This window comes from Microcoleus anatoxicus (assembly GCF_042465725.1).
Classification (GTDB): Bacteria; Cyanobacteriota; Cyanobacteriia; order Cyanobacteriales; family Microcoleaceae; genus Microcoleus; species Microcoleus anatoxicus.
Genome location: NZ_CP120853.1, coordinates 2,287,105 through 2,300,228 on the forward strand (window position 1 = coordinate 2,287,105; position 13,124 = coordinate 2,300,228).

11 protein-coding genes are annotated in these 13,124 nt (G+C 45.6%); 7 read left to right on the forward strand and 4 right to left on the reverse strand.

The genetic code is table 11. From position 1 onward, the window contains the following. Positions 1-53 precede the first annotated feature (53 nt). The 3 genes from P2A85_RS09965 to P2A85_RS09975 all read right to left on the reverse strand — a co-directional run bounded on the left by P2A85_RS09965 (position 54) and on the right by P2A85_RS09975 (position 4,551). Entirely contained in the window at positions 54-2,612 is a 2,559-nt protein-coding gene (locus P2A85_RS09965; RefSeq protein WP_377479236.1) for an EAL domain-containing protein, read from the reverse strand. A gap of 240 nt (positions 2,613-2,852) precedes the next feature. Next, the gene (locus P2A85_RS09970; protein ID WP_377481404.1) at positions 2,853-4,010 is read right to left on the reverse strand and encodes an RNA-guided endonuclease InsQ/TnpB family protein; all 1,158 of its coding nucleotides are present in this window, start codon (positions 4,008-4,010) and stop codon (positions 2,853-2,855) included. After that, positions 3,934-4,551 carry an IS607 family transposase gene (locus P2A85_RS09975; protein WP_377479238.1) on the reverse strand — a complete coding sequence of 206 codons (618 nt, stop codon included), beginning with the start codon at positions 4,549-4,551 and terminating at the stop codon, positions 3,934-3,936. The genes P2A85_RS09970 and P2A85_RS09975 overlap by 77 nt, the downstream gene beginning before the upstream one ends. A gap of 146 nt (positions 4,552-4,697) precedes the next feature. Here P2A85_RS09975 and dapB point away from each other — a divergent pair, with 146 nt between their 5' ends. The 3 genes from dapB (at position 4,698) to P2A85_RS09990 (ending at position 6,773) form a co-directional block, all read left to right on the forward strand. After that, the gene (dapB, locus tag P2A85_RS09980) at positions 4,698-5,525 is read left to right on the forward strand and encodes a 4-hydroxy-tetrahydrodipicolinate reductase (RefSeq protein WP_377479241.1); all 828 of its coding nucleotides are present in this window, start codon (positions 4,698-4,700) and stop codon (positions 5,523-5,525) included. A gap of 54 nt (positions 5,526-5,579) precedes the next feature. After that, the gene (locus P2A85_RS09985) at positions 5,580-5,960 is read left to right on the forward strand and encodes a four helix bundle protein (RefSeq protein WP_341731351.1); all 381 of its coding nucleotides are present in this window, start codon (positions 5,580-5,582) and stop codon (positions 5,958-5,960) included. 108 nt (positions 5,961-6,068) lie between these two features. Further along, positions 6,069-6,773 carry a phosphate ABC transporter permease gene (locus P2A85_RS09990; protein WP_377479244.1) on the forward strand — a complete coding sequence of 235 codons (705 nt, stop codon included), beginning with the start codon at positions 6,069-6,071 and terminating at the stop codon, positions 6,771-6,773. Between the two features lie 361 nt (positions 6,774-7,134). Here P2A85_RS09990 and P2A85_RS09995 read toward each other — a convergent pair whose 3' ends face one another. Further along, positions 7,135-7,311: a hypothetical protein gene (locus P2A85_RS09995; protein WP_377479247.1), complete on the reverse strand. Its 177-nt coding sequence runs from the start codon at positions 7,309-7,311 to the stop codon at positions 7,135-7,137. Positions 7,312-7,664: 353 nt separating this feature from the next. On the opposite strand from P2A85_RS09995, the gene P2A85_RS10000 reads away from it, so the two are divergent. The 4 genes from P2A85_RS10000 (at position 7,665) to P2A85_RS10015 (ending at position 13,123) form a co-directional block, all read left to right on the forward strand. Beyond that, on the forward strand, positions 7,665-9,929 hold the full coding sequence (locus P2A85_RS10000) for a CHAT domain-containing protein (protein ID WP_377479250.1): 2,265 nt from the start codon (positions 7,665-7,667) through the stop codon (positions 9,927-9,929). Continuing rightward, positions 9,923-10,480, forward strand: a complete 558-nt coding sequence (locus P2A85_RS10005; RefSeq protein WP_377479253.1) for a CHAT domain-containing protein — start codon at positions 9,923-9,925, stop codon at positions 10,478-10,480. The genes P2A85_RS10000 and P2A85_RS10005 overlap by 7 nt, the downstream gene beginning before the upstream one ends. 746 nt (positions 10,481-11,226) lie before the next feature. Then, the gene (locus tag P2A85_RS10010) at positions 11,227-11,598 is read left to right on the forward strand and encodes a hypothetical protein (protein WP_377479256.1); all 372 of its coding nucleotides are present in this window, start codon (positions 11,227-11,229) and stop codon (positions 11,596-11,598) included. Continuing rightward, positions 11,585-13,123, forward strand: coding sequence for a hypothetical protein (locus P2A85_RS10015; protein ID WP_377479258.1), 1,539 nt, complete (start codon positions 11,585-11,587; stop codon positions 13,121-13,123). The genes P2A85_RS10010 and P2A85_RS10015 overlap by 14 nt, the downstream gene beginning before the upstream one ends. The last annotated feature ends 1 nt before the right edge of the window (position 13,124 follow it).

Consider the following 13,124-nt stretch of genomic DNA (forward strand, 5'->3'; position numbering starts at 1 on the left):
ATAACAAATAACCAATAACTAATAACCAATTACCAATTACCAATTACCAATAACTACCACTGTGGCCGAGAAGCCATCAAAGCAGTGGCCGCCTCACTCGGTAAAGGCTTCGCAAAAAAGTAACCTTGGCCGTACTCGCAGCCGATCGCCCTTAACCTAGCCAATTGTGCCGCCGTCTCCACACCCTCAGCAATCACATCCATACCCAAAGCATGGGCGAGGGTAACAATCGTCCGCACGATCGCCACATTCTCCCCCTCGCTTTCTATCTCCATCAGCCCCACAAACGACTTATCAACCTTCAAAGTATCTGTGGGAAACCGACTCAAATAACTCAAAGAAGAATAACCAGTACCAAAATCATCAATTCCTAACTTGACATTCAGGGCTTTCATATGCTTTAAAACCGCGATCGCCGACTCCACATCATCCATCACCACACTCTCAGTAATCTCCAACTTTAAACTCTCGGCACTCAAACCCGTGGTTCCCAAAATCTCCTTAATTCGCGCCACCAAATCCGGCTGAGCAAACTGCTTCCCAGACAAATTTACACTCATCATCAAAGGTCGATCGAAATCAAACATCCCCTCCCACAGACGCAACTGACGACAAGCCTCCTCCAACACCCACTCACCAAGCGGTACAATAGCCCCCGTCTCCTCAGCCACCGGAATAAACTTCACCGGCGACACCAAACCCCGCACCGGATGCTGCCAACGCACCAAAGCCTCAAACCCAATAATCCTCCCAGTTGCCAAACACACAAACGGCTGGTAGTGTAGCAAAAACTCCCCACGCTTGAGCGCCATCCGCAAATCCGTCTCCAACTGCAACCTCTCCAGGGCCAAATCGTGCATCGAAGCATTAAACAACTGATACCTTCCCATCCCCAAAGCCTTCGCCCGATACATCGCCGTGTGGGCATCCCTGAGCAAATGTTCCGGCTGTTCCCTAACGGTAGCTGTGGCTTCCCCCCCCACCGCAATCCCGATGCTAGCGGTGACAAATACCTCTTGCCCTCTCAACTCAAAAGGTACAATTAAAGCTTGGTGAATGCGATCGGCCAAATTCACCGCACTATCAACATCGGTATTTCTCACCAAAATCGCAAAATCATCACCCCCCACCCGCGCCACAGTCTCCCCATGGCAAAGACTTGCTCTCAACCGCAGCACAACCGACATCAGCAGTTCATCCCCCGCCAAATGACCCAAAGAATCATTAATCACCTTGAACCGGTCTAAATCCAAAAACAGCACCGCAAACAAATAACTGTGGCGACCTCTAGTATTGCCGATCGCCCGCCCCAGACACTCCACAAACAAATCCCGGTTAGGCAAACCTGTGAGCGAATCGTGAAAAGCATCGTAAAGCTTTTTATAAGCACTGACACCCACACCAGTCATCACCAAACCCAAAGTCGGCGACACCAGAGGCACCCACCCACCCACTGTAAAAATGCCAAAACTCATCCCCAACAGTGCTATCAATACCCCAAGCCCAAACAATCCAGCCCGAAGAGGGTGCTGAATCCGCCAAGCTATACTCCCGCCGATCACCGCCCAGGAAGCATTCCACAAAATTTCTGCCCAAGATGGCCACATCCAAAAAAGCGATCGCCCATCCAACACTGCACTCAACAATTGGCTCAGCATTTGAGCGTGCAGCAGCACCCCCGGCATTTTTGGACTTTGCTGAAGCGCTGGGCTATAGGGTGTTAGAAACAAATCTCTGGCACTAGGTGCTGTCGTCCCAATCAACACAATCTTGTCTTTCACCCAACTGGGGTCAATTTCTCCCTTCAACACCTGGCTGATACTCACCTGTCGTGCCACGTTGTTAGCAGAATGATATTGGAGCAGAATTTGATAGCCTTTGGTATCAATATTGGCATAGCCACCACTGTTAGGTTTTAAAGGTTGGAATTGTGCCTTACCCCAGTTGATTTGGTTGGGATGAACAGGGCTATCTTCTGGTTGCAACCTGTCTTTGAGATAAAGCAAAGCTAGTTGCACAGAAAATGAGAAAGCGATCGTTCGATCGGGTTTCGACACAGAAATCAAATTGCGACGCACCACACCATCAGCATCGAGCACAAAGTCGTTAAAGCCCACTCGCTCTGGTGGTATCCCCCGTGGTGCAGATACTCCCGGACTTTCCCCATCGCTCAATTTGTCGATCGCCACCACATTCGGTGTTTTCAATTGCGCCAACAATTCCTGATTTCCCGGTGCTTGTGGCAAATCACGGTACAAATCCAAACCGATCGCCTTTGGATGATATTTTTGCAATTTTGTCAAGGTTTGAGCGATGGCTCGATCGGTAATCGGAAATCTGCCCAAGGCTTGAATATCCGCCTCCGAAATACCCACTACCAACAGTCTAGGATCTGTGCCCTTCGATGGCTGCAAGCGCACTAAAGAGTCAAAACTGCCTAATTCCCAGCTTTGGAACCCTCCCAACCGACGCACTCCCAGATTCAGTAGCGTTACTGTTGCGCCCGCCAATACAGCAGGTAAAACCCATACCCGCCCACCTTGACAACTCAAATCCAGGCGAGTTAGGACAGAAAACAGCGATCGAATATTTTGAGATAATTTGGAACTCATCCGACAGTAAATCGCAGAAAGCAGAAGGTCGAAGGCATAATTAAACCTCATAAATTCAGAGAGAGAGCTTTGAGGCCGGCAGCAACTTCTGCCATCGGCAAAAATTGACCTATACAAATTTGCTTCTCCCAGTCTGTTTTCACAGAATGGTTTCAGAAGTTGTGGCAAAAACGAGTTTGCCTCAAATAATTGCTTGATTTAACAAAGTTTATACGAACCTTAAGAGTGTGTCAGATACATTTAATCCGGTAAATCCCGGACTAAGCCAGGAATAACCGTGTATGGCAAGACAGAGAAAGCAACAAGCTCTCCTGTCAAGGAGGTATCTCTCAAAGCTTTCAACAAAATATTGAAAGCGCCATTTTGATCTCTATCTAGAATGTGTCCGCATTCTGGACATTTAAAAACTTTAGACCCGCTCAATTTAGTATGGATATGCCCACATTTTGAGCAAGTTTTCGATGTGTACTCTTCTGTTACGTCTACTACAACACCACCGTGTTTGGTGGCTTGATGCTTCAACATTTGTTGAAAACGATAATGACTCAAAGTGACCATCGCTCTAGCGGTTTTAGTTGCCAACCTGCGCTTACCTTTCTTGACCATTTGTTGTGTCTCAAAGGTTGGCAAGAAAATTAACTTGTACTTACCTGTCAAATATTTTGCAGCTTTTTTGTGCAATTCATTGACTAAGTTTTTGATTTTGATTCTGATTTTTGCTGCGGATTTTCGCAAGCAATACCTCAGTCGCTTGAATTGCCTTCCTTTACTTACCCCAATTCGCGACATTAATTTATCGAGATGTCTTGCTAGCCGATAGATGCGGCCAATATCGTTTTTCCCTATTTCGATGAAACCACTGCCGTCAAAACCAGTAAGGAAAGTTCTAACACCCGGATCTAACGCGATCGCCAAATCGCTATTGATTGGCTTCATTCCTCGTGCATCAATCCCATAGCAGATAAACCACTGCCTGTTAATCAAGCTGAGTGTTGGTTCGTGTTGCATTACCTCAAGGATTGGTTCTGATGTTTTAAAGCTTAGCCCCTTGGTAGAATTTGGGTAAAAAGTACCCAACTTCCAGTTAGATGTTTGGAACCGGATAGTCCCAGATGTGTCGAAACGGCTTCTAAACTTTGCCGTTCCTTTGACTTTCTTAGCAGCTTTGTGCGCTTCAAAAGCTTGAAATACTGCCATTTGTCGCGGATTGTAAGGCTGCTCGGATACCCACTTAGGAGCCGAGTCCATTACCTTCTTTCTTAAATCGTACTTGCCAATTTTTTCGTTTTTAAGAATAGCAATTGCTTGGTTGTAACACCACCTACTTGCTGAGATCCAAGTCCTCCATTTCGCTGCTAGCTTGGTTTCCGGGTAAACTCGAATCTTCTTTGATAGCAGATTTGTATTTTCGGAGACCGTAGAGTCGGCAACTAAAGACGTGGATGATGGCAAGGATATCTTCAACCATTTCTCGTTCTGGAGACAACTCATTTCTACTGAGAACCATGAGTTGGCAATTGTTTTGCTCGCAGATCCATTTGATGAGATCGCCACCGAACCTTGCGAGCCTGTCTTGGTGTCCGACCACAACTGCTGAGATATCTCCTGACATGACTTGTCCCAGAAGGGCAAGCAGCGCTTTTCTTTTAAAGTTGAGTCCGCCTCCGATGTCTTTGAAGACTTTAGCTTGCGGATAGAGACTTTGGAGGTAGCTGACTTGTCTGTCGAGGTCTTCTCGCTGTTTGTAGCTACTGACCCGGGCGTAGATGGCTGTAATTCGGTCGTGTCCGGTTCCAAGAACGCTGTCGATGTCGTAGCGTCGCTGGTTGGATGGGGTTCTGATGGCTGATATTTTGTCGGCAAGTTCCCAGTTTCTAAGGGTTTTATCTGAGACTTGCAGGATTTTGCAAGCTTCTCGCGGTGTGACATATCTGGTCATCGCTAGATGGTATTTTTGTTCTCAATACATAGTACCAGATTTTACAGGGATTTACCAAAACTTTCTAGGAAATCATTTACTTTGTTTCAGCAGTCCTGGTAGGGTTAAAATTTAGTCGATAGACTTTCAGAATTTTTTTTGAGATTATGGCGAATCAACTTCCAATTCCGGTGATTGTTAACGGTGCTGCCGGCAAAATGGGCCGCGAAGTAATTAAGGCGATCGCCAAGGCTCCAGACCTCACCCTATTCGGGGCCATAGACCACTCTCCTGAAGTCCTGAACGCCGATGCCGGAGAATTAGCAGGGGGCGGGCCGTTGGAAGTTCCCATTACCGACGATTTGCAAGGAATGCTCGTATTAGCAGCCCAGGAAAAACAGTCAGGGGTGATGGTAGATTTCACACACCCCAAGTCGGTTTACGAAAATGTGCGATCGGCCATAGCCTACGGCATTCGTCCCGTCGTCGGCACCACTGGTTTGAGTACCGAGCAAATTCAAAACTTAGCCGAGTTTGCCGACAAAGCCAGCATTGGCTGTTTAATTATACCCAATTTTTCCATCGGCATGGTTCTGCTACAACAAGCCGCTGTCACAGCATCTCAATATTTTGAACACGTAGAAATTATCGAACTCCACCACAATCAAAAAGCCGATGCACCCAGCGGTACTGCCATTCAAACTGCCCAAATGCTAGCAGAAATGGGAAAAACATTCAATCCCCCACAGGTAGAAGAAACCGAAAAATTGCAGGGAGCTAGAGGCTCTTTAGCCGACGAAGGAATTCGGATTCACAGCATCCGCTTACCCGGTTTAATTGCTCACCAAGAAGTAATTTTTGGCGGCGAGGGTCAAGTTTATACTTTACGTCACGACACGAGCGATCGCGCTTGTTATATGCCCGGAGTCATCCTATCTATACGCAAAGTAATTGAATTGCGATCGCTCGTTTACGGCTTAGAAAAAATACTCTAGGGAATTGGGAATGGGGAATTGGGAATGGGGAATTGGGAATAGAGGGGTGTAGATATGAGTAGACCAGATTTTGAGGATTTAGATGTTTCCAAGTTGGCTGAAAAGTTAGCAAACGAGGTTTGGTTTATCGTCAAACAATGGGATTATTTCACGAAAGATACTATGGGCCAGCAAATTGTACGCTCCGCCGATAGTGTTTGTGCTAATATCGCAGAAGGACGTGGCAGGTATAATCATCAAGACAATCGGCGTTTTATTAAAATTGCCAGAGGCTCTTTATATGAAACAATCAGTTGGTTGAGATTGGCATACGCCAGACAGTTGTTAGCAGATGAACAAGTAAAAAAAAATCAACCAATAATTGATGAACTGCCACCAAAACTCAATGCTTATCTAAACTCAATAGGTGACAAAAAAGATCGAATGAGTGATTGAAAACTTGGGAGAGATAGCCAATTCCCAATTCCCCAATCCCCAATTCCACATCCCCAATTCCCAATTCCCAATTCCCAATTCCCAATTCCCCATTCCCAATTCCCCATTATGCTAATTCCCTTAACCCGCGAAACATTTCAAGAACTAATTCCCGCCGTCGCCACCGGAGCCCAATACAAATACTTCTGGGGAAAACCCCCAGACTTTTTGAGGAGAATGCTCATATCTGCCGTAATCGTAGTTCTCCTCGTAGTCATCTACAACTTCGCCGGTTCCGATGTCGGCCCCCTAGTATTAATCACCGGATTGATTGCAGGCTTGTACTGGCTGTGGGGGCCGATTTTCTGGGCGAGTTTAAAAAACGCAGAATGTCGCAAATATAAATATTGCGGTTTTTGGCAAGGACGAGTTTTGGATATATACATCACAGATGAAGTCACAAGTCAAGAAGAAACAGTCAACCAAAAAGGACAATTAGTAATTGTAGACAACTTAGAACCGCGAATTAACTTAGAAGTCGGCGACAAAACCGGATTTACTACCACACTTCGAGCGCCATTGCAGAAAAATCATCAAGGAATTGCCCCCGGCCAAGCTGCTTTGATGTTAATCATGTCGAATCAAGAAGATTTGGGCAGAATTGCCAAAGTTTCAGATATTTACATTCCCAGCCGCGACGTGTGGGTAAGCGACTATCCTTATTTGCGTAAAGATGTATTTATTGAAATGAGCGAACAGATTAAAAAAGGTAGGAAAAAAGACCGCGATAATGATAATAGAAGCACAAAAAGGCGATCGCCCGCTGATTATTAATCCGACTTAAGCGCGGGTTGGTGGCCAGAAACCGGGTTTTTGCCAGAGTCTTTGTGACGACACGGAAATTTGATAAAAAACCCGTTTTCTTCCAATCGCCGGGGCCTTTAAATTCCGTTTGATTAACAATCACCCGGCGGTTCAAACCGCGTCTACACAGACAAAACCCACCTCCGTGGGTTGAAGATTTCACCCAATGATTTTCCATCTCCGAATACCATCTTCGTCGGCGTCCGGCGGACATCGTTTGTGTAGCCGCGGTTTCCAACCGCCGGGGCCTTTAAATTCCGTTTGATTCATAAAACCCGGCGGTTGAAACCGCGTCTACACAGACAAAACCCACCTCCGTGGGTTGAAGATTTCACCCAATGATTTTCCATCCCCAAATACCATCTTCGTCGGCGTCCGGCGGACATCGTTTGTGTAGCCGCGGTTTCCAACCGCCGGGGCCTTTAAATTCCGTTTGATTAACAATCACCCGGCGGTTCAAACCGCGTCTACACAGACAAAACCCACCTCCGTGGGTTGAAGATTTCACCCAATGATTTTCCATCCCCAAATACCATCTTCGTCGGCGTCCGGCGGACATCGTTTGTGTAGCCGCGGTTTCTAACCGCCGGGGCCTCCGCAACCCCAAACTTGCATTCCCCCACAAACAATATTATTTTCCAAAACCCGGCGGTTTAAACCGCGTCTACATAAACAATGTCCACCTCCGTGGGTTGAAGATTTTACCCATTATTTTCCATCCCCAAATACCATCTTCGTCCACGGAGGTGGACATCGTTTGTGTAGACGCGGTTTCTAACCGCCGGGGTCTCTTGCATTCCCCCCCGACTTGCATTCCCCCCCACAAACAATGTAAAATATCCCAAACATGGGTTATGAAAAATGAACGAACAACGCCGCGAAACCTATCTCACCCTAATCCAATCTCTCCTCAACTCCCCAAAAGACGAACAAATCACCATCCTGCAAACCAATCTCGAATTATTAGACGATGGTTTTGCCCAATACTTGCGAGAGTGGGCAACTCCAACTCTCGCAGCAATGGAGTCAGAGGAAGCATACAACTTTGCGGATAATCTCTACAGTTTTAATATTACAATTTCCAGTTTTCCCCTAGGAAGTCGCGCCGCTAATATAGAAATTGCTATTGCTTGTTTAGAAGTAGGATTAATTATTTTTACTCTCGAAGCTGACTCGGAAAAATGGGGAATGTTTCAAAATAGTTTAGGTATTAAATATAGTGACAGAATCAGGGAAGACAAAGCGGAGAATATCGAAAAGGCGATCGCCTGTTATGAATTGGCTTTAGAAGTTCGTACCCGCGCCGCTTCTCCCCAACAATGGGCGATGACTCAAAATAATTTAGCAACTGCTTACAGTGACAGAATCAGGGAAGACAAAGCCGAGAATATCGAAAAGGCGATCGCCTGTTATGAATTGGCTTTAGAAGTTTACACTCGCGCCGCTTCTCCCCAAGATTGGGCCACGACTCAAAATAATTTAGCAATTGCTTACAGTGACAGAATCAGGGAAGACAAAGCCGAGAATATCGAAAAGGCGATCGCCTGTTATGAATTGGCTTTAGAAGTTTACACTCCCACAGCTTTGCCAATTGAATGTTTGATCGCAGCGCGAAGTCTCGGCAATTTAGGATTTGCAGAAAGTTTGTGGGAAACAGCCATCTTCGGCTACGAAAAAGCCATCGAAGCAGTCGAACAAAGCCGCGAGTGGATAACATCCGACAACCGCAAACGAGAAATCATCGAAGAAAACCTCAACGTCTACGAAAAAATGATGCAATCCTGCATCAACCACCAACAATATCACAAAGCAATTCAAACAATCGAACGCAGCAAATCCCGTTACCTAGTCGAACTCTTCACCAACAGCGAAATCTACCCCAAAACCGCCACCGCCACCGAAAAACAACAACTCAGAGACTTGCGCAGCCAAATCGCCTCCCTCCAAAAATCCCTAGAAACCCAAACCCCTATCTCCCCTCCTCCCACCCCTGTTTCCCCTCTTCCTCCCCCCCTTACCAAGGGGGGGCCGGGGGGGGTTCCAGACTCTCCCTCCCAACGCACAACCCAAACCCGCCCTCACACTCCCGAATTATCCCAACAACAAGAAAAATTAGTAACAGCATTACAGCAACTAGAACAATACCTAGAAAACTTCAAACAGCGAGAACCAGAATTCAAACTAACTCAAAAAATCCAACCCATAGACATCAACAAATTCCAGAAAACATTAGACCCCAAAACCGCCATCATAGAATGGTACATCGGCAACAACTCCAACTCCAACTCCCCCCTTCTTAAGGGGGGTCGGGGGGGATCAGAACCCAGCATCACCAACAACTCCAACTCCGATGATAGCTGGGGGGGATTTGCATTTATCCTCACCCAAAACAACATAGAATTAATCACCTACACCACAACCGAAATAGCCGAATTAGAAACCTGGAAAGACAACTATCTCAACCAATACCGCGACCAAAAAACCAACAAAACCTGGCAACAAACCCTCTCCCAAAAACTCGAACAACTCTCACAAATCCTGCGCCTCAACGAAATAGTCGCCAAAATCCCAACCACCAGCCAACAACTAATCCTAGTACCCCACCGCTACCTGCATTTATTCCCCCTCCACGCCCTACCATTAGAGGGCGGGCACGCACCATCCACCGCCCCTACAGATTCGGGCGGGCACGGGGGCACGGGCGGGCACGCACCATCCACCGCCCCTACAAGGAACCTCCTCGACGGCTTCCCAGACGGTGTGAAATATGCCCCCAGCTTGCAACTACTGGAACTCGTAAAAAACCGCATCAACACCAGAAAATCCACCGCAAAAAATCAACAACAACTATTCGCCCTCCAGAATCCCACCGAAGATTTATTCAACGCGGATATGGAAGTAGAAACCATCAAAACCGGATTCAATTCCCATCAAATTTTACTCAGAAAACAAGCCACAAAAATCGCCCTCAACCAAAGCCAAGAAAACCTGGTAAATTCCACTTACTTGCACTTTTCCTGTCACGGCGTCTTCGAGTTTGACTATCCGCTACAGTCATCTCTAGTCTTAGCCGATTCCCTGGAACCGGTATTAGAAATTAACCCCCCCCCAACCCCCCCTTGCTAAGGGGGGGGCTAAGAGAAGAAAAACCTCTTGCTAACGGTGGGTTAGAAAAAGATGGACTAAAAACCAAGCGTTACGTCACTCTACGCAGTGGCAGAAAAGCCATCCCCGAAAAATGCCTCACCCTGGGCGACATCTTCGGCGAATTGCTGTTACCAAAATGCAGTCTCGTGACACTTTCCGCCTGCGAAACTGGGTTGACAAGTTCAACCACAATGACGGATGAATACATTGGTTTACCCAGCGGTTTCTTGTATGCCGGTAGCATGAATGTTGTCAGCAGTCTGTGGGCTGTCGATGATTTTGCCACCGCAATTTTGATGATTAAATTTTATCAGGAATTACCCCAGGCAGATTCGGTGGCGATTGCTTTGAATGCCGCGCAAAACTGGATGCGCGCTGTGACTCGCGAGGATTTTGAAGTTTGGGTAGGATTGTTAAAATTAGATAAAAAATCAAGACAAAGTATAGAATTATGGTTGGTGTGTTCGAGTAAAGAACAGCCGTTTAGCGACCCGATAAATTGGGCAGCATTTTGTGCCACGGGATATTAAAGTGTCAAAACATAATCTCGTAGGGGCGGGTTCACCAACCATATATAACAGTAATAGACAATATATAAAAACCCGCCCAACCCCACCAATAATCCACATGAACATTTACCCAAATTTTGTAGGGGCGGGTTCACCAACCATATATAACAGTAATAGACAATATATAAAAACCCGCCCAACCCCACCAATAATCCACATGAACATTTACCCAAATTTTGTAGGGGCGGGTTCACCAACCATATATAACAGTAATAGACAATATATAAAAACCCGCCCAACCCCACCAATAATCCACATGAACATTTACCCAAATTTTGTAGGGGCGGGTTCACCAACCATATATAACAGTAATAGACAATATATAAAAACCCGCCCAACCCCACAGATCACCTGAATTAACAGAAAATATGGATCGAATGTTAAGATGTAGATAATGATTGTTGGTTGGGGTTGGGCGGGTTTTCGAGATTGTCGATAATTGGCAATTATGGTTGGTTAACCCGCCCCTACGAATTAAATGTTAAGATGTAGATAATGATTGTTGGTTGGGGTTGGGCGGGTTTTCGAGATTGTCGATAATTGGCAATTATGGTTGGTTAACCCGCCCCTACGAATTAAATGTTAAAATGTACATTGTGATTGTCGGTTGGGTTGGGGCGGGTTTTCGAGATTGTCGATAATTGGCAATTATGGTTGGTTAACCCGCCCCTACGAATTCATTTTTTTAAATCACCGGAGGAATTACTATGGAATCTGACAAAATTATCTATGCTTTCCTGCAATGGCTGCACGAAAATCCCAGTATTTTTATGCCCACAGCATGGCAAGATTTACCTAAATTACAAACAGAAATAGCCGAATCAGCAGATGATGAATTGTTTCCCATTGCTATGACTATCAGCAATTGGTGCGCCATTCATACATTGGGAGAGGAATTAATAATTGCTGTCGCTAAATGCAAAAAAGAAATTGACGATCCGGGCGAACCCACCCCAACTACAATGCAGCCGCTAACCAATATCACTCAAACTCTGCGTACCAGCATCGAAGAGAGTTACAAAAAACTTCAAGAAAGCGCAGCAGAAAATAAATCAGATACCAGCAATGACTCCAAGTAGCAAAATCTATGCCCCTAACGTCTATCTGTTTGCCTTTCACCCCTGCAACGCCCTAGAATCACAGTCTAATTCCCCCGTGGAATTCGCCAGTTTGTGGCAGAATTGTCATGAAATTTTGCAAACTCAATTAGCAGTCACTAACAAATTTAATGACAGCTATTTTCACAAAAAAGATGAACCAGTAGGCCGGCGTGTTAACTTAATTGATAAATCAAAAGTTAACGGCCGCAATTCTCTGGCCTTTGCTAAGGAGATTGTGGTTGACAATCAGCCAATTCCTGTCAAGGGTTTCGCGCAACCGATGCGAATTGATGATAGCTATGCTTTGGGTTTGCAAATTCGGATTCCCGAAAAAGATGGAGACGTTAAAACAGCCGATGTCGCTGTTAGCATCTTGAAGCAGTTTAATCCCGATAATTGCTTGCTACCGAATTTTGTGCAGAGTTATTTCGGGCAAACTCTGCTGATTACGGCTAAGCAGAGTGTGGAACAAAATCAGGAGGCGCGGGAAGATTCGCAGTTTATTAAAAAATTAGGCAAACAGTGTCTAGAAAACTTGATTTCCGGTGACAATCTCCCGGATTTCTGTCGTCAAGGCGAGTTATTCGGTAGTCCGATTTTGGAATACGGAAATCTCAGTCAACCCGATAGTTACTGTCACGTTATTATCTGGTTTTTCAACAGTCCAACTACTGATGATATCTGGGATGAGACGCGCTACAGCGATTTTATGGATTTGTTTTTGTACCGCAATAAGATTCTGCGGGCTTATCAGGATAGCCGCAAGCTTTACGCGGTGATTCGCGAGGAATACAAGCATATTCAATTGGATATTGACAAGACTTTTGACTATTTGGAGAGGGATAGGGCCCAGCAACGACAATCGAAAGGTGCGGGTTTAAATGAGGAGGAATTGGAATATCTGGAAACTCAGATGATTAAGCTTCCGCAGCGGGCTGTCAAGTATGCCCGGATGCTTAGTGATTTGCAGTTTCGCGAAAATACGATCGCCATTAATGCTCAAAATTACCAAGATAAATTAAATCAAATAAGTCTTGACATCAAAGCCTGTAAAAAGTATAATGATAGTGATGCCGATTTAAGTTTTCTCGCAACATTCAGCACGCAAAATTGCCCGCAGTTTCAAAGGCAGATTCAGGCAGATTTAGGTTATTTCCAACACGGTTCGGGTTTGCTAGACAAAGCAATGGAAGCAATTCGAGGCGTTGTCTCCATTGAAGAAGCTTATCGGGATGCGAAACTTGAAGTTACGATTCAAGCAGTGGGCTTTGGTTTGGGAGTAGCGGGAGTAGTGGCTGGTGGCGCTCCTTATCTGATTAAACAAGACGCGCCCGATCGCAAATTTTACTTGCCATTATTGAGTAGTGTTGAAATTCATCCTTTTGTGTTAGTGCTATTGATTAGTTTGGGAGCCGGTGGCGCAGTGTGGTTTGTGTTTATGTTTGGAATCAAAATCAAGCAACTACTGCCTAAAATCAAGCAGCAGTTGCCACCTTTCAGGTAAT